Annotated in this window: 23 protein-coding genes; 10 read left to right on the forward strand and 13 right to left on the reverse strand. The window is 71.9% G+C overall.

Features of this window, described 5'->3' with window-relative positions; all coding sequences use genetic code 11:
* Window positions 1-264: 264 nt before the first annotated feature.
* Window positions 265-1287: a glycosyl hydrolase gene (locus tag AB0J04_RS00005; protein WP_363166051.1), complete on the forward strand. Its 1023-nt coding sequence runs from the start codon at window positions 265-267 to the stop codon at window positions 1285-1287.
* 63 nt (window positions 1288-1350) lie between these two features.
* Window positions 1351-2277, forward strand: a complete 927-nt coding sequence (locus AB0J04_RS00010) for a M23 family metallopeptidase (RefSeq protein ID WP_363166052.1) — start codon at window positions 1351-1353, stop codon at window positions 2275-2277.
* Here the strand turns inward: AB0J04_RS00010 and AB0J04_RS00015 are convergent.
* Window positions 2196-2750 (reverse strand): hypothetical protein, encoded by a 555-nt coding sequence (locus tag AB0J04_RS00015; protein WP_363166053.1) that lies wholly within the window; start codon window positions 2748-2750, stop codon window positions 2196-2198. The two genes, AB0J04_RS00010 and AB0J04_RS00015, sit on opposite strands and share 82 nt — an antisense overlap.
* 97 nt (window positions 2751-2847) lie before the next feature.
* Complete coding sequence (locus tag AB0J04_RS00020) at window positions 2848-3387, reverse strand: hypothetical protein (RefSeq protein WP_363166054.1); 540 nt, start codon at window positions 3385-3387, stop codon at window positions 2848-2850.
* 123 nt (window positions 3388-3510) lie between these two features.
* Here AB0J04_RS00020 and AB0J04_RS00025 point away from each other — a divergent pair, with 123 nt between their 5' ends.
* Window positions 3511-4056: an FxLYD domain-containing protein gene (locus tag AB0J04_RS00025; RefSeq protein WP_363166055.1), complete on the forward strand. Its 546-nt coding sequence runs from the start codon at window positions 3511-3513 to the stop codon at window positions 4054-4056.
* A gap of 29 nt (window positions 4057-4085) precedes the next feature.
* On the opposite strand, the gene AB0J04_RS00030 is transcribed toward AB0J04_RS00025, so the two are convergent.
* The gene (locus AB0J04_RS00030) at window positions 4086-4778 is read right to left on the reverse strand and encodes a DUF6445 family protein (RefSeq protein ID WP_363166056.1); all 693 of its coding nucleotides are present in this window, start codon (window positions 4776-4778) and stop codon (window positions 4086-4088) included.
* 203 nt (window positions 4779-4981) lie between these two features.
* Here AB0J04_RS00030 and AB0J04_RS00035 point away from each other — a divergent pair, with 203 nt between their 5' ends.
* Window positions 4982-5443 carry a VOC family protein gene (locus AB0J04_RS00035; protein ID WP_363166057.1) on the forward strand — a complete coding sequence of 154 codons (462 nt, stop codon included), beginning with the start codon at window positions 4982-4984 and terminating at the stop codon, window positions 5441-5443.
* A gap of 24 nt (window positions 5444-5467) precedes the next feature.
* Here AB0J04_RS00035 and AB0J04_RS00040 read toward each other — a convergent pair whose 3' ends face one another.
* The 3 genes from AB0J04_RS00040 to AB0J04_RS00050 all read right to left on the reverse strand — a co-directional run bounded on the left by AB0J04_RS00040 (window position 5468) and on the right by AB0J04_RS00050 (window position 7273).
* Complete coding sequence (locus tag AB0J04_RS00040; protein WP_363166058.1) at window positions 5468-5821, reverse strand: hypothetical protein; 354 nt, start codon at window positions 5819-5821, stop codon at window positions 5468-5470.
* A 96-nt stretch (window positions 5822-5917) separates the two neighbouring features.
* Window positions 5918-6820, reverse strand: a complete 903-nt coding sequence (locus tag AB0J04_RS00045; protein WP_363166059.1) for a hypothetical protein — start codon at window positions 6818-6820, stop codon at window positions 5918-5920.
* Window positions 6821-6853: 33 nt separating this feature from the next.
* On the reverse strand, window positions 6854-7273 hold the full coding sequence (locus tag AB0J04_RS00050) for an ATP-binding protein (RefSeq protein ID WP_363166060.1): 420 nt from the start codon (window positions 7271-7273) through the stop codon (window positions 6854-6856).
* A 199-nt stretch (window positions 7274-7472) separates the two neighbouring features.
* Between AB0J04_RS00050 and AB0J04_RS00055 the strand changes: the two genes are divergently transcribed.
* Genes AB0J04_RS00055 through AB0J04_RS00065 form a run of 3 tightly spaced genes read left to right on the forward strand, consistent with a single transcriptional unit; the run spans window position 7473 to window position 8794 of the window.
* Window positions 7473-8309, forward strand: coding sequence for a helix-turn-helix transcriptional regulator (locus AB0J04_RS00055; protein WP_363166061.1), 837 nt, complete (start codon window positions 7473-7475; stop codon window positions 8307-8309).
* Window positions 8310-8317: 8 nt separating this feature from the next.
* On the forward strand, window positions 8318-8548 hold the full coding sequence (locus tag AB0J04_RS00060) for a DUF397 domain-containing protein (RefSeq protein ID WP_363166062.1): 231 nt from the start codon (window positions 8318-8320) through the stop codon (window positions 8546-8548).
* Window positions 8549-8557: 9 nt separating this feature from the next.
* A complete protein-coding gene (locus AB0J04_RS00065) occupies window positions 8558-8794 on the forward strand; it encodes a hypothetical protein (protein WP_363166063.1) in 237 nt (78 codons plus the stop codon).
* Here AB0J04_RS00065 and AB0J04_RS00070 read toward each other — a convergent pair.
* The gene (locus AB0J04_RS00070; RefSeq protein WP_363166064.1) at window positions 8763-9503 is read right to left on the reverse strand and encodes an MOSC N-terminal beta barrel domain-containing protein; all 741 of its coding nucleotides are present in this window, start codon (window positions 9501-9503) and stop codon (window positions 8763-8765) included. The genes AB0J04_RS00065 and AB0J04_RS00070 overlap by 32 nt on opposite strands.
* A 189-nt stretch (window positions 9504-9692) precedes the next feature.
* Here AB0J04_RS00070 and AB0J04_RS00075 point away from each other — a divergent pair, with 189 nt between their 5' ends.
* Complete coding sequence (locus tag AB0J04_RS00075) at window positions 9693-10415, forward strand: DUF4142 domain-containing protein (RefSeq protein WP_363166206.1); 723 nt, start codon at window positions 9693-9695, stop codon at window positions 10413-10415.
* A 20-nt stretch (window positions 10416-10435) separates the two neighbouring features.
* On the opposite strand, the gene AB0J04_RS00080 is transcribed toward AB0J04_RS00075, so the two are convergent.
* Together AB0J04_RS00080 and AB0J04_RS00085 are read right to left on the reverse strand one after the other, a co-directional pair.
* On the reverse strand, window positions 10436-12094 hold the full coding sequence (locus tag AB0J04_RS00080; RefSeq protein ID WP_363166065.1) for a glycoside hydrolase family 13 protein: 1659 nt from the start codon (window positions 12092-12094) through the stop codon (window positions 10436-10438).
* 307 nt (window positions 12095-12401) lie between these two features.
* Window positions 12402-13373, reverse strand: a complete 972-nt coding sequence (locus AB0J04_RS00085) for a nucleoside hydrolase (protein ID WP_363166066.1) — start codon at window positions 13371-13373, stop codon at window positions 12402-12404.
* Window positions 13374-13658: 285 nt separating this feature from the next.
* Here AB0J04_RS00085 and AB0J04_RS00090 point away from each other — a divergent pair, with 285 nt between their 5' ends.
* Entirely contained in the window at window positions 13659-14441 is a 783-nt protein-coding gene (locus AB0J04_RS00090; RefSeq protein WP_363166067.1) for a hypothetical protein, read from the forward strand.
* A gap of 32 nt (window positions 14442-14473) precedes the next feature.
* Here AB0J04_RS00090 and AB0J04_RS00095 read toward each other — a convergent pair whose 3' ends face one another.
* The 3 genes from AB0J04_RS00095 to AB0J04_RS00105 form a co-directional block, all read right to left on the reverse strand.
* A complete protein-coding gene (locus AB0J04_RS00095; protein WP_363166068.1) occupies window positions 14474-15217 on the reverse strand; it encodes a TIGR03943 family protein in 744 nt (247 codons plus the stop codon).
* A complete protein-coding gene (locus AB0J04_RS00100) occupies window positions 15214-16230 on the reverse strand; it encodes a permease (RefSeq protein WP_363166069.1) in 1017 nt (338 codons plus the stop codon). Before AB0J04_RS00100 ends, AB0J04_RS00095 begins: the two co-directional genes overlap by 4 nt.
* A gap of 156 nt (window positions 16231-16386) precedes the next feature.
* Window positions 16387-17730, reverse strand: a complete 1344-nt coding sequence (locus AB0J04_RS00105) for a helix-turn-helix domain-containing protein (protein ID WP_363166070.1) — start codon at window positions 17728-17730, stop codon at window positions 16387-16389.
* 342 nt (window positions 17731-18072) lie between these two features.
* Between AB0J04_RS00105 and AB0J04_RS00110 the strand changes: the two genes are divergently transcribed.
* Window positions 18073-18270 (forward strand): hypothetical protein, encoded by a 198-nt coding sequence (locus AB0J04_RS00110; protein ID WP_363166071.1) that lies wholly within the window; start codon window positions 18073-18075, stop codon window positions 18268-18270.
* Here AB0J04_RS00110 and AB0J04_RS00115 read toward each other — a convergent pair.
* Window positions 18267-19355 carry a hypothetical protein gene (locus AB0J04_RS00115; protein ID WP_363166072.1) on the reverse strand — a complete coding sequence of 363 codons (1089 nt, stop codon included), beginning with the start codon at window positions 19353-19355 and terminating at the stop codon, window positions 18267-18269. The two genes, AB0J04_RS00110 and AB0J04_RS00115, sit on opposite strands and share 4 nt — an antisense overlap.
* Between the last annotated feature and the right edge of the window lie 354 nt (window positions 19356-19709).

Here is a 19709-nt window from a genome sequence, read left to right on the forward strand (position 1 = left end):
GTCCAGTACGAGGACTTCCGGCCGGCACACCGAGAGCACGCACCGGACGCCGCTCCTTGACGGGCAAACGTTGCCTGCCGCGGCACTAGCTTTCGCGATCGCGCTTCGTTTCCGTGCTCGATTCCGTGCTTCGTTCCGTGCGTCGTTCTTCTCCTGGTTGCCGCCGGGGCCCCGTAGGTTGCCGTGTTTCGGGCGTGACATTCGTCCGGGTGGTTCCGTGGCGAGTCCGGGGTGGGGAGGGGGCGTGGACGTCATCATGAGCCGGTGTTTCGCTCCCCACGCGCGTTTCGCGCCCTACGTCCCTTTCGCGCCCTTCGGGTCCCGCTGACCGCGCTGCTCGCCGCGCTCGCCCTGCTCGTCGGGCCCGCGTGCGTTCCCGTCGGGCAGGGGGTCGGCGCGCCGCCCAGGGCGTTCGGGGCCTATGTCGGGTACGACGACGCCGGCGTGCGGCGGATCGCGGGGCTCGACGCGTGGCTGGGGGCGGCCACACCTCGCGTCGGGCACGCGTATCTGCCGGGGGACCGGTGGAGCAACATCGAGGGCGCGCCCGGGTATCTGGAGTACTGGGCGCGGTGGCGCAAGGCCCGCGCCGACCGGATGTTCGTCCTCAACGTGCCGATGCTGGAGGGCGCCGAGGCGCATCTGCCGGACGCGGTCGTGCGGGAGGAGCTGCGCAGAGGGGCTCGCGGTGACTACGACGAGCACTTCCGGACGCTGGCCCGGCGGCTGGTCGCGCTCGGGGTGCCCGATGCCGTGCTGGTGCTGGGGTGGGAGATGAACGGGATCACCTACACCCATCGGTGCGGGCCCGATCCGCAGGCCTGGAAGCGGTACTGGGTGCGGATCGTCCAAGCCATGCGATCGGTGAGCGGGGGCGTGCGCGGCGGGCCGGGGTTCCGGTTCGAGTTCACGCCGAGCCGGGGGCTGGACGCCGTCCCGTGGACCGCGTGCTATCCCGGCGACCGGTACGTGGACGTCGTCGGCATGGACGCCTACGACCAGCCGCACGGCATGTCCTTCGAGGAGCAGGTCGCCGAGCCGTACGGACTCGCCGCGCAGGTGCGGTTCGCGCGGGCGCACGGCAAGCCGGTCTCGTATCCGGAGTGGGGGCTGTACCGCAACGGCGACAACCCGGAGTACGTGCGGGGCATGCTCACCTGGTTCGCCGAGCACCGTCCGCTGTACCAGACCGTCAGCGACTACTGCCCGCACGGCGTGTGGCGGTGCCCCGACAACCCTCGGTCCTCGGCGGTCTACCGTGCGCTGGTCGCGGGGCCGTTCGGCTGAACCTCGCCGACCCGCCCGGCCCCTTCCCCTCCCCGGCCGCCCCATCGGCCCGATGATCACACGATGGGACGAGCACACCACGCGCATCTCCGCGCCGCACCCGGGGTCCGGGCCGCCCTCCTCGCCCTCCTGGCCCTCCTCTCCCTGTTCCTGCTCGCGCCCGCCGCCGTACCGGCCGACGCCGGAAACATCGGAAACAGCGGAAACAGCGGAAGCAGCGGAAACAGCGGAAACAGCGGAAACAGCGGAAGCAGCGGGAACAGCAGAGGCGGCGAGGCCGTCCGGGCCGCCGTCCGGGCGCACGAGGCCGCCCGTGTGCAGGTCCAACGGCTCCGGGAGGCCGACGCCCTGCCCACGACGATCAAGGACGCCGAACGCCGACGCCGGACCGTCCGCGACGAGCTGTGGGACCTGCTGCGGGCCGGGGCCCGAGGCTCCGGCGATCCGGTCGCCGTCGACCCGTCCGGGCGGGGCGGCCGCTGCCGGTTCGGGCGACGCAGCCGCCCACCCGAGCCGGAGTCCGAGCGCAGATCCGGGTCCGAGTCCGCCGCCGAGCAGCGCGCCGAGCTCTGGACCGCTCCGACCCGGCGTTACCGGCTCTCCGCCCGTTACGCCGCCAAGGGCTCGCGGTGGGCCCGTCGCCACACCGGGCAGGACTTCGCCGTGGACTCCGGAACGCCCGTGTACGCCGTCGGCGCCGGCGCCGTCCGCGCCACGACCTGCGGTGACGGCTTCGGCAACCAGGTTCTGGTCCGGCACGGCGACGGCTACTTCACGCAGTACGCCCACCTGTCCCGCATCGACGTGCGCAAGGACCAGCGGGTGACGGCCGGCCAGCGCATCGGCCTCTCGGGCGCGTCCGGCAACGTCACCGGCCCGCATCTGCACTTCGAGGTACGGATCACGCCCTACCTGGGCTCCGAGGTGGCCCCGCTGCCCTGGCTGCGCCGGAAGTCGGTACTGGTGTCGAGAGCGCCCGCCGTCCCCTGATCCCCACACTGCGATCCCCGCAGGAATCGGCTCAGGTCCTGAACCAGGGCCGTCGGGTAGTCGTGCCGGGCCCACCGCTCGCGGTAGCCGTCCTCGCCGTGCCGCGCGAGGACGGCGCGTGCCGCCGTCAGGACGGCCCGCGCGAACACCGAACGGGGTTGCGCGGACCGCCAGATCACCGTGCCCTCGGCGTCGGGCAGGTCGGGGCTCACGCCGACGTCGGGGAACCGGTACACGGTCACCTCGACCTCCTCGCCCCCGGTACGGCGCAGCACCCAGCGCAGTTCGGCCGGTTCGGCGTCGAAGAAGAAGCGGGTGACCCGGGAGGGGCCGTACAGCGCGCCCGCACCCGCGACCAGGTCCGCCAAGGCGTCGGTGCAGTAGCCGAAGACGAGGCTCGTCGCCCGCTCTCCCTCGCCCGACAGCCGGCACTCCGCCGAGCCGTGGCCGGTCAGTTCCCACTCCATGAGCATCCGCCCAGGCTACGGGCCCGCCCCCGCGCGCTCCCGTCGGCATCGGGGACGGCGACGGAATTCGCGCGCCCGCGCGAAGGATGACGGCGTCCCGGACTCACCCGGACGAGTGAGTCCCGGGAGACGAGTGAGGCCGGTGGACGGACAGCGCCCAGATCACGAAGACGTCGATGGCGATCTGGACGACCGCCCAGAACGGCGCGTACGGCAGGAACAGGAACTGGAGGATCAGACTCAGCGAGGCCAGCGCGATGCCGCTGATCCGCGCCCACTCGGCCTTCTCGATCCCGCCGAGCAGCGCCCAGCCGGTCAACGTCGCGACCACGCCGACGACGAGCAGCAGCCAGCCCCATCCGGTGAGGTTCATCTCGTAGGCGTAGCTGCCGACGCGGGCGTACACGTCGTCCTCGGCGATCGCCGCGATGCCCTGGAACACGGCGAGGACCCCGCTCACGAACATCAGCACGCCCCCGAAGACCACCCCGCCGGCGGCCAGCCCACCGCCCGCGGACGGAGCCGACGCCCCGCCGGTCGCGCCCGTGCCCTGATGGGACGGGTCCCAGACCGGTGACCCTTTCGGGTTCCTCGGCGGGGGCTGGCCGTGCGCCTGGGGCCGGGAGTGCGGCTGATCGCTCATGTTCCGACCATCCGTCCGGGGGAGGGCCGCCACCACGGGGGTGCGCCGTACGGGTGAGCCGGCATGCGGGCGGGACGGCACGGCTCTTCACTGGAGTTCCGGAGGATTGATCTTGGAGGCGAAATGGCACGGACGGGCCCGAAGAAGTGCAGGCTGCTGACGGCGACAGCGGTCACGGCGCTCTGCTGCACCACGTTGCTGACCGGCTGCTCCGACGGCGACACCCCCTCCTCCGTGTCCAGCGCGGCCAGCAAGGCCGCCTCCGCCGCCGAGTCGGCCGCCAGGTCGGTGGCCGGCGAGGCGACGGCGGCGGCGTCCTCGCTCGCGTCGGAGGCCGGGGACGCGTACGCGTCGGCGACGGCGGAGGTGGGCCGCGAGCTGGACGAGATCAAGGGCGGCACGGACGTCAAGGACGACGTGAAGCTCGGCACGCCCGCGACCGACGGCGACCGCAGCACGGTCGAGGTGACGGTCACCAACAGCGCCGACTCGACGAAGTCCTTCGCCGTGCAGGTGGACTTCGAGGACGCGAGCGGCAACCGGCTCGACACGGTCCTCGTCGCCGTCTCCGACGTCGCGGCCGGCAAGACCGGCAAGGGCACCGCCCGCAGCAACCGCGCACTCTCCGGCGAGGTGAAGACGGAGGTGGCGAAGGCGGTGCGTTACTAGGCCGTCCACGAAGGCAGGGGGATGCCCCGCTAGGCCATCCAGAAGAAGACGGCCGTCATCCGCTTCTCGTCCAGCGTGGCGCCGGAGTAACCGGTCGCGGTGTGCACGAGGTTGGCGCTGTAGAGGAGCAGCCGGTTGTACTTGTGGGGCACCCGGACGTCCTCCTCGAAGGCGTCCGGCGCGACGAACCGGGTGCCGAGGGCGTCGACGAGGGTGTTGTGCGGGGCCTGGACGACGTTCCCGCCGAGCCGGCCGCCGGGCAGGGACTGCCGGTAGAAGCTGGTCCCGCAGTCCTTGGGGACGGACGGGTTGAGGTACAGCACGGCCGCGTACCGGCACAGCGACCGTGAGTCGGAGTGCGGGCGGGGCGTGCTCTCGCCCTCGCCGACGACCTGGATGCAGTTGTGGTTGAGGGTGCCGCCGCCGGGAGCCTGCTGCACCCACAGCTTCCGCGCCCCGGTCGCCTGCCTCACCAGCCGCTCCACACGCCCGAGTTCGGCGGGCTCCAGCCCCGGCATCGTGCGCAGTCCGGGCCAGCTCTCCGCGGTGTGCGGATACCCCTTGACCCAGTCGTCCTTGGCGAGACAGCGGGCGCGGATGGCGGCGATGTCGGCGTCGGGGAAGACGTCGTCGACGATCCAGTAGTCCCGGCCCTTGGTGGGCTTGCGGTAGGGCAGGACGGGAAGGGGGGCGGCCTGCGGGGCCCGCTGTGGCATGGACATGCAGCGAACCTAGATCGGGGCTCCACCAGGACTCACCCGCGTTCTGGTCGGGATTCGCCCGCGAAGTGGTCAACGTTCCGTCAACGGAGACAGCGGTATATAGGACGGATTCTGTCCTCCAGAGGTGTCAGAGTGCCTTGAAGGACGCGAGCCGATCCACCGGCTGACCGTGTCACGAACCCCGTCACGATGGGAGCAACCCGATGAGCCGCCACCTCCAGGTCACCTTCGACGCCCACGACCCGAGGGCGCTGTCGTCCTTCTGGCGCGACGCGCTGGACTACGTCCATCCCGGCCCGCCCGGGGTCGACCTGCCCGAGGGGGCCGACCCGCTGGCCGCGTGGGACGACTTCCTCGCGCGGATCGGCGTACCGGAGGAGGAACGCAACACGAGGTCGGCCATCGAGGACCCGGACGGGCGCGGCCCGCGGGTGTTCTTCCAGCAGGTGCCGGAGGACAAGGTCGCCAAGAACCGCGTCCACCTCGACGTCCGCGCGGCTCCCGGGCTGGAGGGGGAGGAGCGGATGGCGGCGCTCGAGGCCGAGTGCGACCGGCTCGTCGCACTCGGAGCAACACGCGTACGCCGCCACGAGCCCGCTCCCCCACTGAGCGCGGGCTGGATCGTGCTGACCGACCCCGAGGGCAACGAGTTCTGCCTGGACTGACGCGAGGGGCCGACCAGAAGCCCCCTAGCCCCGGTAGAAGAACACCGAACGCAGCTGGAGCCGGTCCGTGGCGGGACGGCCGTGCGGGCGCAGGGTCCAGGTGTCGCCGGAGCAGTCGGGCTCCGTGAAGACGATCGCGAACTCGTCGGTGTCGTTGTGCGGGGCGAAGGCGGGCGAGGAGGCGTCCGGATCCGCGACTTCGGGAAGCGTGACGCACTCGCCGCTTGCCGGGTCGGAGAGGCTGACCGACAGCGGCTGCCCGTCCAGCCCGACGACCTGGTACCCGAAGGTGCCGGTAGCGGCCTGGGCGGGGGTGGCGAGAACGGCCGTGAGGGCGAGGGCCCCGCAGGCGGCGGCGAGGGAGTGCTGAAGACGCACGAGGTTTCTCGTTTCGTGAGGAGAGCCAGGTTCGCCTGCACCTTTGCCGCCGGCCGCGCCCCCTACGCCACGCTCAGAAGCGGGAAGGTTTCTCTGTCATCCGTTCGGCCCAGCGAACAGATCGTCGGCGACGGTGGCGTGCACAGCCCGCTCCGACCAGACGGTGAGCTGATCGAGGTCGGCGCAGGACTCGACGCGCTCGCGGACGTGGTCGGGAACCTCGATGCCGCGCCAGCGCAGGATGTTGAGGGTCATCTCGACGCTGTTCGAGATCTTTCCCTGCTCGATTCCCTGCTCGACGCCCTGCCCCCGCACCTCTTCCGCGAGCGGGTGCCGCCAGAAGTACTGCATCGTCGTCATCAGGTCCCTCCACATCTGCTTGGCCTGGGGGTCTGCCAGGCACGAGTCGACGAACTGCACAAGCACCGCGGCGCTGTCCTCGTCGATGGTCCGTAGGGCGGCTGCCAGCGATTCCAGTATGCCCGCGGCTTTCGGGCCGCGACCGTGTGTCATGGCGGAGAACACCGCAAGGGTGACGTTCCGTGCGGCCTCCCGCTCGTCCGCGATCACCGGAACGTTGTCCGGCCCGAGGACGAACGGCTGAACCGTCATCGACGGCATCCCCCGCACGCCGACCCGGATGGGCTCCGCCGCCCAGCGAGCCGTGGCGCTGTTCTGCGTGACGACGATGAGGACCGGATCGCAGCGGTACTTCTCCAGCAGGTACGCCAGGTAGTACGGCCAACTGCGGCGCTTGCGCGCGTCCGGCTGGCTCTGCGACTCCACGACCAGCAGGTACGTGCCCTCGTCGGTCTCGGCCCGCAGCAGCGTGTCCACCCGCCGCTCGATGGGCTCGATCTCGGTGAGGTCGACGTTCAGGGCGGCGAAGTCGTGTGGCTCGGGGAACGGAACGTGGAGCACTTGTTGCAGGGCACGGGTGAGCAGCGCGGGATCCTTCTGGAAGATCCGGTGCAGGGCTTCGTGCGACGAGCCGACCATCGGCTCTCCTTTCTGTCCGACGTGATCAACGAGCTACGCCGCGTTCAGTTCGCACCACACGAGCTTGCCTCGATGCCCCATCCGCGCCAGCGGCTGCCAGTGCCAGAGGGCGGAACAGGCCCGCACCAGCGCCATGCCCCGGCCGCTTTCCGCGTCGCCGAGTTCCTCCAGCCTGCGTGGCGGGTCCGGCGGTTCGGGGTCCGCGTCCCAGGCACCGATCTGGAGGACGCCGTCCCGGTTGCGGAGTCGGAGGCAGGCGGGGCCCTTGGTGTGCAGGACGGCGTTGGACATCAGCTCGGAGGCGAGGAGTTCGGCGGTGTCGGTGAGGTGAGCGAGGCCGTTGACGGTGAGGACCGCACGGAGGGTGTGGCGGGAGACGGTGACGGCTCTGGGGTCGATGGGGATGTAGAGCGAGTACTCCCAGGAGTCGGAGGCGGGGACGGTTTCGGGCATGGGTCGGCTCCAAGTGGGTGGGGGGTGACTGACCGCGGTGGCATTGCCGCAGCCGTCATGGCAGGACGGAGCGGTGCGCTTCCGCAGAGTGAAGCTCGCGTCACCGACGGTAGACCTGAACGTTTCGGTGGAGCAAGCCGATCCCGTAATCTGTCCCCGAACGAGTCGCGCCTCCAGGCGTGTTGAACAAGGGGTGTCGATGACGACAAGGCGCGAACCAACAGCACGGCAGATGCGCCTGGCGATCGAACTACGCAGGCTCCGCGAAGCGGCAGGACTCTCCGCCCGCCAGGCAGCGACACTTCTCGGCGTGAGCAACGTCCAGATCAGCCAGATCGAGTCCGGCGTCACGGGCGTGAGCGAGGAGCGCCTGCGCCGCCTCGCGTCCCACTACGCCTGTACGGACGGCGAGTTCATCGACGCTCTCGTCACCATGGCCAAGGATCGGACGCGCGGATGGTGGGAGGAGTACCGGGGGCTGCTGCCGACGTCGTTCCTCGACCTGTCGGAGTTGGACCATCATGCGATGTACCGGCGCGAAGTGTCCGTCCTGTACGTGCCGGGGCTGCTGCAGACGGAGACCTACGCTCGCGCTCTCTATTCAGCCAGGGTGCCCAAACTCACCGCTGACGAAATTGAGTTGCGGGTCCGCCATCGAATGGGGCGGCAGCGGATCAACGTCCCGCACGAGATGGCGATCCATGAGGCGGCGCTACGCATCCGCGTCAGCGATCGGGCTTCCGCACAGGCTCAACTCGTCCGTCTCGTCGAGCTTTCCGAAGCGGACCACATCACTCTGCGGGTAGTGCCCTTCGACCTGGACGGCTTCGCTCGCGCCGGGAGCTCCATGAGCTACGTCGGCGCTGCCGTACCCAAACTGGACACAGTGATTCGCGATGCGCCCCATGGCGCGCTTCGTATTGATTCCGAGCCCGAACTCAGCGCGTTTCGCGCGCTCTTCCATACAGTGGAGGCGATGTCACTGGACCCGGACCGGTCCCGTGACTTCATTCACCGGCTGGCCAAGGAACTGTGAGGCCCACCATGACGAGCCCCGAGAACTGGCAGAAGTCCTCCTTCTCCGGCTTCGGCGACGGCGACGAATGCCTCGAACTCGCCTCCACTCCCGCCGCCCTCCACCTCCGCGAATCCGACGCCCCCGCCACCGTCCTCACCGCACCTCCCACCCCCCTCGCACACCTCCTTCACTCCATACGCACAGAAACCCCCGGAATTGTGGCCTCCACCACAGCGCGCCCGGGGCACCCCTGCTGAAGTGACCGAATGATCGGTCTCCTGCTCCGCGTCCTCCCGTTCTGGGTGCGCGAGCCCCTGCTTGTCGTCTTCGGCGTGCTCTTCAGCGGCTTCCTCTTCTACGCGGCCGTCCGGGACGACGAGTGGAAGATGGCCGCCCTCGGGGTCGCCGTGGTCGTGTTCACCGGCATCCGTGTGCACACCATGAACCGCGCGTTCAAAGCCCGTCGGCTGCTCAAGGACATCGAGGGCGCGCCGAACGCGTGACCTCGTCCCCCACCGACACCTTCCCCGCCCGGCGCACGGCGAAGTACGCGCCGAAGGCGATGCCCTTGTCGGTGTCGGCGTCGGAGTCGGCGCCTCCCGTGCGGCGGTAGGTCGCCAAGGTGCGCAAGGGTTCCGGGCCGGCCCGGCGGCCGGTTTCCTGGTCGACCATCGTGATCGCGCAGCGGATCGTCCGTTCCGTGAAGGTCAGTTCGGCGTCGGCTATGGACAGGTGAGGCGTGTCGTCCTCGGTGTGGGGCGTGGGCCAGCCGTCGACGACCAGGTTCGGGCGGAAGCGGTTCATGGGGAGGGGCGCGGAACCGCCCTCGGCCAGACGGTCGTTCAGGGCTGCCAGGGTGGCGCGGGAGATGACGTGCAGGCGGTTGTTGTTGCCCGCCGGGGGACTGAGCCGGACCAGGGTGCTGGGGGCGCCCAGGACGTCCGTCAGCCAGGCGTTCGTCTTCGCGCCCTCGCCTCGGACCGGGTCTCTGCCCGGTGCGCTCAACGTCAGTTCGCCGTCCGCGAGTCGAGGGGTGATCAGTGCCAGGGCCGGGTCTCCCCACTGCCAGCGGACCTCGCCCTTCTCGTCGAGGATCGCGTAGGCGCGGTCGTCGGGGAGGCCGGTCGGGGTGACCGTCGCCTCCGTGAGCTCGATGCCCGCGCAGCCCTTCACCGGGTAATACGTGATGCCTGTCAGCCTCGCCGCCGTCATCCCTGACTTCCCCCGTCGCTTCCCGTCCTTGCCCGTCCAAGAATTTTTTGCCGAATCCTGTGAGTCCGAACCGCGTCCCGTCCGTATTCCTCTCTGTCAGACCCCACCTGGCGATGACATAGCGGCGGATTCCCCGAGCGGGCAGGAGGAACAGTGCAACTTTCGCGAAACGCGATGGGAACTCTCTTCGTGGGCGGCGCGCTGACCCTGACGCTCGGCGCGCTCGCCTACCCATCGATGCTCGGACTGGACACGGTGTCCACGTCCACCGACCGGATCATCGCCAACACCCAGTGGGGGCCGCTGACTGAAGGCGACCGCAACTTCATCGTCGCGGTGCGCGCGGCCGGCCTGTGGGAGTACCCGGTCGGGCAGATCGGGCTGCAGAAGGGGCAGAGCAAGGCTGTGCTCATCGCCAGCCAGCATCTGATCGACGGACACGCCGCGCTGGACGAGACCTGCCGCAAGATCGCGCCGATGCTGAACGTCACGATCCCCAACGTGGCCAGTCCGCAGCAGGAGGGGTTCGTCAACACCCTCAAGGCGGACCAGGGCAAGCAGTTCGACGTCGACTTCGCCAACATCCTGCGCCAGACGCACGGCTCGATCTTCAACACCGTGGCGAAGATCCGCTCGACGACCAAGAACACGCTGGTGCGCGCCCTGGCCGACCAGGCCAACGACACCGTGCTGGACCACATCACGGTGATGGAGAACACCGGCCTGGTCGACTTCGACACCACGCTGTTCAACCAGACCACGCCGCCGAAGCTGCCCCAGTCGGACATGACGCCGCCGGTCCCGCCCGCCGGTCAGCCGCTGATCGTCCTGACCCCGCCGCCGAACGCCACGTCCACCCCGGTGGACCTCGGCGCGGCCGTGGCCGGTCAGCAGCAGCAGCAGTCCCAGTAGGCGCTGTAAGCGCTCCTCGCTCAGGCCAGCCAGGCCGTGGTGTCCGGGGGGAGGGTTCCTCCTCCCGGTCCGTGGTCGTCCAAAGGCGTGCTGGTCAGGAGTACCTCCCCCGGTGGCAGCGGTACCGGCGCGGCCGACAGGTTCGTCATGCAGCGCCAGGCGTCCGAGCGGGCGAACAGCAGGACGCCCGGGGTCGCCGTCTGCTGCCAGGTGAGTTCCTCGCCTGCCAGCAGCTTGCGGCGTAGGCGCAGGGCCGTGCGGTAGAGCTCCAGGGTGGAGCCTTCCACGCCCGTCTGCGCCTGCGCCGAGCAGCGCGCGAAGTACGGCGGCTGCGGCAGCCATGCGCCGCCCGCGCCGAAGCCGTACGACGGGCCCGTCGTCGTCCAGGGCAGCGGGACCCGGCAGCCGTCTCGGCCCTTGATCGCGTGGCCCGTCTGTTCCCAGAGCGGGTCTTGGAGGGCGTCCACCGGCAGGTCGGCCACCTCGGGCAGGCCCAGTTCCTCGCCCTGGTAGACGTACGACGATCCCGGCAGCGCCAGCATCAGCAGCGTCGCCGCCCGGGCCCGGCGCAGGCCCTCCTGTTCGTCGACCCGCGGGGCCGTGCCGTCGGAGAGCAGCCAGGCGTTCTCGTCCGTGCCCGGCGGGAGCATCAGGCGTGAGGTGTGGCGGACGACGTCGTGGTTGGAGAGGACCCAGGTGGCGGAGGCGCCGACCGCTCGGGCGGTGGCGAGGGAGTCCGTGATGACCTCGCGGATCCGCTCCGCGTCCCAACCCGCCTGGAGATACTCGAAGTTGAAGGCCTGGTCGAGTTCGTCCGGGCGGGCGTAGAGCGCTCGTCGGGCTCCCGGAACCCAGGCCTCGGCGACGGCCGTGCGGGGCGGGGTGTAGGAGTCGAGGATCGTGCGCCAGTCGCGGTAGATCTCGTGGACCTCGTCGCGGTCGTAGAAGGGGTGCGTGCCGGGGGGCAGGTGGGACAGGGCGTCCTCGCCGCTCAACTCCAGGGCGCCCAGGTCGCGGAGGGGCTCGGTGAGGTCCTTGACGAGGGCGTGGGCCACGTCGATGCGGAAGCCGTCGACGCCTCGGTCGGACCAGAAGCGGAGGGTGGTGCGGAAGTCCTCGCGGACCTCCTCCTGGGACCAGTCGAGGTCCGGCTGCTCCCGGGTGAAGAGGTGGAGGTACCACTGACCGTCGGGGATTCGCTGCCAGGCGCTGCCGCCGAAGACCGACTGCCAGTCCGTGGGCGGGAGTTCGCCGTTCGGGCCGCGGCCCTCTCGGAAGACGTAGCGGTCGCGGGCCGCGGAGCCGGGGCCGGCCGCCAGGGCCTCCTGGAACCAGGGGTGCAGGTGGGAGGTGTGGTTGGGGACCAGGTCGACGATCACCTTCAGGCCGAGCCGGTGGGCCTCGGCGGCCAGCGCGTCGAAGTCGGCCAGGGTGCCCAGGCGCGGGTCGACGTCCCGGTAGTCGGCGACGTCGTAGCCGCCGTCGGCCAGCTCGGAGGGGTAGAAGGGCGAGAGCCAGAGGGCGTCCACGCCGAGGGCGGCCAGGTGGGGCAGCCGGTCGGTGACGCCTCGCAGGTCTCCGAGGCCGTCGCCGTCCGCATCGGCGAAGCTGCGCGGATAGACCTGGTAGACGACGGCCTGGCGCCACCAGTCGGGGTGGTGGGAGGAGAAGTCGGTCACGAACGGAAGTCTGTCCAACTTGCCGGGAAAGCGAACGTGCGGGTTGTTCGGAATAGATCATTCCGTACCCGGTGGAATGGCGGAGATGTGTGACGCATTCTTGAACTTCCCGAGGCGGGCGCGCCCTAGGGGGCTTCTGATGGATCTCCGTGGGAGAAGGAGCGGCGTTCGGTGCGTGCTCTCGGTGTGCCGGGCGAGAGTGCGTGCCGGGCGAGAGTCCTCGTAGCGGAGCTACTAGGGCTTTCGCCCGGTGCGGCGAGAGTGCGTGCCGGGCGTCGCGACGCCGCGGAGATCCATCAGAAGCCCCCTAGTTGCCCTCCAATGTCGTCAGCCACAGCTTCACGTAGCGCTCGACGTCGACGTCCAACGCCACGTCCACCAGGGCCTGTTCGCGGAAGCCGTCGTGGATCTCGGACTCGCCGTGGCGGGGGCGGCGGTCGACGATCGTCTGGCCGCGGGACGGGCCGGGCGCGAGGGCGACCTCGACCGGGAGGCGTTCGGTGGTCAGGCCCGCCGGGTCGGCCACCGCGCAGACCGCGCCCGCGTCGCCGAGACCGCCGGTGGGGGTCGGGTCGCCGGAGGTGGCCGGGTCGCGGTGGGCGAGGAGTTCGCCTGCGAGGCGCAGCCGGGGCTCCGAACTCGCCCGCAGGCGGGCCACGTCCGGTGCCGGGACCAGGACCCGCGTGAACACGTCCAGGCCGTACATCGTGATCGGCACGCCCGCGGTGAGCAGGACCGCGGCCGCCTCCGGGTCGTGCCAGACGTTGAACTCGGCGACCGGGGTGGCGTTCCCGGTCGTCACCGCGCCGCCCATGAACACGATCCGCTCGATGTTGCGGGTCACCTCCGGGTGGGTGCGCAGCAGGAGGGCGATGTTCGTGAGCGGGGCGGTGGGGATCAGCGTGACCGGGCGCGGGGAGGCCAGGATCTCGCGGCGCAGCAGGGTGACGGCGTCCACGTCGACCGGGCGGCGGGCCGGGGCGGGCAGGCCCAGGTCGCCCATGCCGTCCTGTCCGTGCACCGGCGCCGAACGGGCGGGCTCGATCAGCGGGCGCGCGGCGCCCCGGGCGACCGGGATGTCTGCGGCGCCGGCTTGCTCCAGCACGGTCAGCGTGTTGCGGACGACCCCGTCCACGTCCGTGTTCCCGGCGACGCAGGTCACCGCCCGTACGTCCAGGCCGGGATGACGGACGGCGAACAGCAGGGCGAGGGCGTCGTCGACGCCGGTGTCGCAGTCGATGATCACGGGGATGGGCTGATCGCCGCTCTGCTCGGTCACGTATGGACTCCTTCCGTACACCAACCCGGTCGTTCCCGACCCTATGCGGGCACGATCGTTCCCACAGCCCATCGCTCACGGGACACCGCGCCCGCCGCGCCCGCCGCGTCCGGGAGTCCTCCCGGAGCCTGGGCCGAGGCCCTCGGCCCACCCGGTCGCAGCAACGCAGGTAACCCGTACGGCCCGCCGCGCTGGTCGGGGCGGGGCGCCGGTGCTGCCGTGGGAGGAGGCATCCCGGCATGCCGCTTGGCACGACCCCGCGCGCACTTCTGGAGGCATCCCCCGATGAGCCGTCGCACCCTTCTGGGCTCCTCCGCTCTGCTCCTCACCGCCGTCACGGCCCTCACCGGCTGCGCCACGCTCGGTCTCGAGCACCCGCCGACCGCCGCACCCGCCACGCCCACCGTCGTGCGGTCCTCGGCCAAGCCGGCCGCGCCGGCCACCGCGCCGGGGCTCACCGAGGCGCAGGCGCAGGCCGCTCTCATCACCGAGACCGACCTCGGCGCGCCCTGGACCCCCACGCAGGGCGCGGCCACCTGGCGGGACGGGATGCTCAAGGCGACCGCCCCCACCGCCGACTGCCAGAAGCTCCTCGACGACCTGTACGCCGACGAACTGCTCGGCGGCCCCGCCCGCGCGGTCGTCGCACTCGACGACCCCGACGCCGGCGCCCAGCTCCGCTACCAGCTCACCGGCAACCGCCCGGCGGACGTCGACCGCAAGCTGGCCTGGCTGAAGACGATGCCCGAGAAGTGCGCCCGGTTCACGGCCAAGGCGACCGGCGACACCGTGCTGGACGTGCAGGTCTCCGAGCTGCCGCTGCCGGAGGTCGGCGACGTCCGCCAGGGCCTGCGGGTCAGCATGACGGTCTGGGCGACCGCCGAGGAGAACGGCGGCGACCCGACGACCCTCACCCTGGACGTCGCCGCCGTCCGGGCCGGCGAGGACGCCTTCGCCCTCACCAACGGCGGTCTGGGCGACGCCCCGAACGCGGCCACCCAGGCCGCCGTGCAACTCGGCGTACGGCGACTCGCGGACGTCCGGAAGCAGGGGCGCGTGCAGGTCTGAAGCGGGTATCAGGAACTGGGGAACGGCCGCCGCTACGGCTTTTCGTAGGGGTCCGACGGCTGTTTCACCTGGTTGACCGTCGTCGCGGTCAGCAGCGGCGGCCAGGCCTCGTCGGAGCCGAGCTCGCCCTTCGGCAGCCAGGTGCCGGTGACGGTGACCCAGGTGTCGGCGGGCAGGACGTCGTCGTCCGCGTTCCTGATCTCGACCTTGCCGGTGGTCGCGTCGGCGGCGCAGCAGGTGACGGTGAGGCGGGTGACGTACCAGGCGCCGTCGTCGCCGTGCGTGACGAAGCCGGTCAGGCTGACCGTACGGCCCTTCAGCGAGCGTCCGCTGTCGTAGATCGCGCGTGAGCTGAACTCGCCGACGGTGAGCGTCAGCGGATTCCCCGCCGGGAGCGCCGGGAAGGCGCCGACGCCCTGCGCGGCCCGCTGGGCGGCCTCGCGGCCCGCGCTGTAGGAGCCGAGGGCGGGGGGCGGGAAGAGGAGGAGGGCGAGCGCGGGGAGGGTGAGCAGCCAGGCGACCCGGGGGCCGGCGGGGCCGTGCGAGTGCCCCTCGTGACCGGCGTCCTCCTCGACCTGGTCCTCGTGCTCGTCCGGTGTGCGGTGGCGCAGGGCCGCCGTCACCAGGCCCAGCAGGACCAGCGCCGTCCCGGACAGGATCAGATACGGCCGCAGGCCCGCCTGTACGTACCGCAGGTACAGGTCGCTGGTGAGAGTGATCCGCAGGACCGCCCCGCCCGTGAGGAGGAGCAGTGCCGCCGGTCCGTACCGCTTCACAGCAGCCACCACCCGACGAGGACGCTCGCGGTCAGGGCGACCACCCAGGTCGCCGACGCGAACCGGACGGCGAAGGACCGGCCGAAGGTGCCCGCCTGGAGGGCGATGAGCTTCAGGTCGACCATCGGGCCGACGACCATGAACGCCAGCCGGGCGGTGGGCGGGAAGGCGCTCAGGGAGGCCGCGACGAAGGCGTCGGCCTCGCTGCACACGCACAGCACGACGGCCAGCAGCGCCAACAGCGGCACCGCGAGCCACGGGGACCCGGTGAAGAGGTCCAGCACCGAGCGCGGGACGGCGATGTTGAAGGTCGCCGCGGCCGCCGCGCCCAGCACCAGGAAGCCGCCGGCGTGGAGGAAGTCGTGCTGAAGGCCGGTGAGGAAGGCGCGGGGGCCCGTGGATCGAGCCTCCGGCCCGGCGGCGGTCCGTGGCTTCGGCAGCCGCAGCCACTTCTCCTTGCCGAACCTCGCCCACAGCCAGCCCATCACCACGGCCGTGCCGAGCGAGGCGAGCAGCCGGGCCAGGACCATCCCCGGCCGGCCGGGGAAGGCGATGGAGGTCGCGACGAGCACGACCGGGTTGATCGCGGGCGCGGAGAGCAGGAAGGCGAGGGCGGCCGCCGGGGCGACCCCGCGCCGCATCAGGCTCCCGGCCACCGGCACGGACGCGCACTCGCAGCCGGGCAGCACCGCCCCGGCGACCCCCGCGACCGGCACCGCGAGCGCCGGGTTGCGCGGCAGGAGCCGGCGGAACACCCGCTCCGGGACGAACGCGCCGATCGCCGCCGACACGACCGTCCCGAGGAGGAGGAACGGCACGCCCTGGACGGCGATCGCGGTGAAGACCGTCCACCAGGCGGCCACCGGCGGGGTGTAGAGGTCGAGCGCGAGCATCGGTCCGAGGACGGACACGACGGTCGCGATGGCGAGCAGCGCGGCGCCGCCCAGCACCGCGTACACGGACGCGCGCACGGCGAGCCGCAGGCCGTCGGCGACAGTCCGTTGGTCGTACACCTCGCGGAAGTTAGCGAGAGCGGCTGTGGGTCACCCCTGGTTCGGCGAAGAGCGGCCTGTGTGCGGGACGGAGGTGCTACAGGGCCGAGGTGCTAGAGGGGCGAGGTGCTAGAGGGCCGAGGTGCTACAGGGCCGAGGTGCTACAGGGCCGAGGTGCTAGAGGGGCGGTTGTGCCGGGGCCGGGCCCAGGGTGGTCGTGCCGGGGGCGGTGCGGTGGCCGAGGCCGGTGCGGTAGGCGTCCAGGGCGGCTTCGACGCGGCCGGTGCGCCGCAGCAGGTCGCCCAGCAGACGGCACAGGTCGGCGAGGTCGCCGGCCGCGCCCGCGCGCTCCAGGAGGCTGAGGGCGCGCACGTAGTGCTCCTCGGCGGCCTCGGTGTCGCGGGCGTCCTCGGCGATGATGCCGAGCAGCCGGTGCGCGCCCGCGGAGTGCACGGCGCCGCGCTCGGGGGAGAGGTCCCCGAGGACGTCGTGCAGCAGGGCGGCGGCCTCGTCGGACTTGCCCCTGCGGTGCAGCACGTCGGCCAGTTCGACGGCGACCTGGCTGCTGTAGAGGGCGGCACGCCGGGCCGAGAGCATGGCCTGGGCGTGCTTCAACTCGTTCTCGGCGCGCTCCAGTTCGCCGTTCTGCGCGTAGACGTAGCCGCGCATCCAGTGGCAGTTGGCGAGCTCGGTGCGCAGCTGGAGCTGGCGGTAGAGCTCGGCGGCCTTGGCCAGCGAGGCGTCCGCCTCGGCCAGGCGGCCTTCGGCGAGGAGGGTGCGGGCCACGGAACGGTGCATACGAGCGACCAGCGCGGGGTCGCCGACCTGGGGCGCGAGGGCGAGCGCGAACTCGGCGGCCTGTGCGGCACGGGCCGCCGCGCCCAAGTCCATGTACGGGCCGATGACGGAGGCGTAGAGCAGCAGCAGCGCGTCCGGGTCGTGCAGTCCGCCCCGGTTGAGCTCGTCGAGGGTGGACTCCAGCAGATAGACGGCGTACCGGAGTTCACCGGCGAGGTAGTGGGAGACGGCGCGGCCGCGCAGCGCGGGGACGCGGACGGTGAGCGGGGCGTCGGCGAGTGCGGCCTCGGCGCGCTCGAAGCAGTGGCGGGCCGTGTCCAGGTCGCCGGCCTCGATCCCGCACTCGCCGAGCCCGAGCAGGGCGGTGGCCTGCTCCTCGGCCAGGCCGTGCTGCTCCGCCTCCGCGAGCAGCTCGGTGTACTGCCGGGCCGCCTCCTCGGCCTCCCCGGTGGCCAGCGCCCGCTGGGCCTCGGTGAGACGCAGCCGCAGGTCGGTGACGAGCCGGGCGGGCCGGCCGGTCGCCAGCTCCTCGAAGTCGACGCCGAGCCGTTCGGCGATGTGCTTGAGCGCCTCGTCGGAGGGCCGTACCCGGCCCGCCTCCAGCGTGGACACATAGGCAGGGGTGTAGGTCGGCTCGGCCAACTGCCGCTGTGTCAGGCCCCGCTCGACGCGCAACCGCTGCACCCGGCGGCCGACGACCTCCGGTTCGTCCCGCTCTCCCACGCCCGACTCCCCCAACTCCCCCTGCGCCTCTTGCCGTTGGACTATCTCAGCCCCTAGGTTAAACAGCGAGTTAAGCACGCTTAATAGCTTGCTGACGTGAGTATCGCCGTCGCCGACGTTGCGAGGTAGCCGTGCCCGGACGCACAGCCGCACGCCCTTCCGCACGCCCTTCTGCGCCCTACGTCAGAGCCGTCGCCGCAGCGCTCCTGGCTGTCACGGCCCTGATCACCGCCGCCAACGCGGGCCCGGCCAGAGCCACCGCCACCGACGACACCGCTCCGACCTCACAGCACGAGACGACGGAGCGCCGTTAGGGTCTCGGGAGGGGGAGAGGAGGTCGCCGTGTCCCAGGAGGAACGTGATGCCAGGCTGGGCCTCACCGGGCTGACCGGTGCGGAGCGGGAGGCCCGGATCCGCCTGCTGAGGGAGCAGATCGACCGGGAGGTCGCCGCGGCACGGGCCGCCCTGAAGGCCCGGCGGGCCCAGCGGGCCCAGCAAGCCCGACGGGGTGCGGCTTCCGACGTCGAGGACCCGTCCTAACGCGCGCTCAGCTGCCGCAACTGCTGCTGGACGTGGTCCAGGGCGCCCTCGCGCCGACCGGGCACCCTGCCACGCAACTCGGCGAGCGCCGGCCCCAGCTCACGGGCTCGGGCCGCGCTGCCGATCCGCCCCCACTGATGGTGCGCCCGGTCCACGGCCGCCTCCACGGCAGGCGCGTCGACCGGCTGCCCCACCTCCAGCCGGACGGCGGCGACGGCCATCCACGTCCGGCAACTCCGCTCGGCGTCCCCGGCGAACATCGCCAGATCCGCCCGGACCTCGGCCCAGTGCAGCGCCTCCTCGGACCCCCGCCCATGGGCGACCACGGCGGCCTGCTCCCAACGAGCGGCCAGAGAGTCGGCCTCGGCATGCCGCCCGGCCTGGACGGCGCCGGAAATGGCGGTATGGGGATCCCCGTCCAGCTTCTGGACGGGGAGAGAAGGGGCGGCGGGGGCGGGGGCGGACAGCACCAGGTCCGCCGTCTCCCCCTCCCCGGCAAGTCGAGCGAGCGCAGCCTGATGCAGCCGCGAGATCTCCGGCCGCTCCCCGCTCCGCAGTATCGTCGCGACCGCCTTCATATAGGACGGCGCCGCGACCCCCCGCCGCCCCGCGGGGGGAGGCGCGACCCGCCCGTACACGGCGACCCCGGGCCCGCACTCCAGCGCGTTCCCCCGCAGCCACTCCCAGACCTCGGCGTCCGCGTGCAGATCGAGCACCACCGTCGTGGACCCGGCCGCCCGCAACCGCAACTCCTCCCGCAGCCAGTGCCACGGCAACGCCGTGTACCGCACGGTCGACGGCGTCGTACGCGCCAACGCGAGATGCGGCAGCCGCTGACGCCGGTCGAGCTGCAGCTGCCCGGCGACGAACAGGGTCAGCGGCCCGGGCGCCCCCGCCGCGGCCCGCAGCCGTGTCAGCACGGCCTGCGGCTCCAGCGGATCGGCGAGTTCGACGACGTTCGCGGTGTCGGTGCCGGCCAGCACGGAGGGCGGCACGGCCGCCAGCACGGGGAGCACGGAGGCCGCGTCCACCAGACGTCCCTTGCCCATGGGCGAGGCCGCGAGCACCAGCACGGTTCCGGTCATGGTCCCCTCCCCTGTCGATCACGTACGTCAGCACGGTAACCGCTGCTGCTGCAAAGGGAGGTCTCAGGCCTGCGAACGCCGGACGGCGAAGACGGTCGTGTCGTCGTCGAGACGCCCCCCGCAGCGCCGCTGGGGGCGCCCCCTCGCCCGCGATGCGCAGGGTGCCGAACCGGGCCGACTGGTCGCCTTCGTGCGGGACGGCACTCCCCCACGGTGCTGCGCCCGCTGCCGCCGGGCTGGGGCGGCTCGGCGCGCACCCGGACCGACGCGGCCGGCACGGACAGCAGACCGCGGACGACGGCCCATGGGACGGGCGAAACACGGCCCGGCACCGCCCGCATCCGGGAACCGGTC

Source organism: Streptomyces sp. NPDC050263, from assembly GCF_040655955.1.
Taxonomy (GTDB): Bacteria; Actinomycetota; Actinomycetes; order Streptomycetales; family Streptomycetaceae; genus Streptomyces.

What these genes read in the sequence shown, in the direction of transcription:
- AB0J04_RS00010 (WP_363166052.1), top strand. Translation starts at nt 1,351, where the DNA reads ATGGGACGAGCACACCACGCGCATCTCCGCGCCGCACCCGGGGTCCGG.
- AB0J04_RS00015 (WP_363166053.1), bottom strand. Translation starts at nt 2,750, where the DNA reads ATGCTCATGGAGTGGGAACTGACCGGCCACGGCTCGGCGGAGTGCCGG.
- AB0J04_RS00020 (WP_363166054.1), bottom strand. Translation starts at nt 3,387, where the DNA reads ATGAGCGATCAGCCGCACTCCCGGCCCCAGGCGCACGGCCAGCCCCCG.
- AB0J04_RS00025 (WP_363166055.1), top strand. Translation starts at nt 3,511, where the DNA reads ATGGCACGGACGGGCCCGAAGAAGTGCAGGCTGCTGACGGCGACAGCG.
- AB0J04_RS00030 (WP_363166056.1), bottom strand. Translation starts at nt 4,778, where the DNA reads ATGTCCATGCCACAGCGGGCCCCGCAGGCCGCCCCCCTTCCCGTCCTG.
- AB0J04_RS00035 (WP_363166057.1), top strand. Translation starts at nt 4,982, where the DNA reads ATGAGCCGCCACCTCCAGGTCACCTTCGACGCCCACGACCCGAGGGCG.
- AB0J04_RS00045 (WP_363166059.1), bottom strand. Translation starts at nt 6,820, where the DNA reads ATGGTCGGCTCGTCGCACGAAGCCCTGCACCGGATCTTCCAGAAGGAT.
- AB0J04_RS00050 (WP_363166060.1), bottom strand. Translation starts at nt 7,273, where the DNA reads ATGCCCGAAACCGTCCCCGCCTCCGACTCCTGGGAGTACTCGCTCTAC.
- AB0J04_RS00055 (WP_363166061.1), top strand. Translation starts at nt 7,473, where the DNA reads ATGACGACAAGGCGCGAACCAACAGCACGGCAGATGCGCCTGGCGATC.
- AB0J04_RS00060 (WP_363166062.1), top strand. Translation starts at nt 8,318, where the DNA reads ATGACGAGCCCCGAGAACTGGCAGAAGTCCTCCTTCTCCGGCTTCGGC.
- AB0J04_RS00065 (WP_363166063.1), top strand. Translation starts at nt 8,558, where the DNA reads ATGATCGGTCTCCTGCTCCGCGTCCTCCCGTTCTGGGTGCGCGAGCCC.
- AB0J04_RS00070 (WP_363166064.1), bottom strand. Translation starts at nt 9,503, where the DNA reads ATGACGGCGGCGAGGCTGACAGGCATCACGTATTACCCGGTGAAGGGC.
- AB0J04_RS00090 (WP_363166067.1), top strand. Translation starts at nt 13,659, where the DNA reads ATGAGCCGTCGCACCCTTCTGGGCTCCTCCGCTCTGCTCCTCACCGCC.
- AB0J04_RS00115 (WP_363166072.1), bottom strand. Translation starts at nt 19,355, where the DNA reads ATGACCGGAACCGTGCTGGTGCTCGCGGCCTCGCCCATGGGCAAGGGA.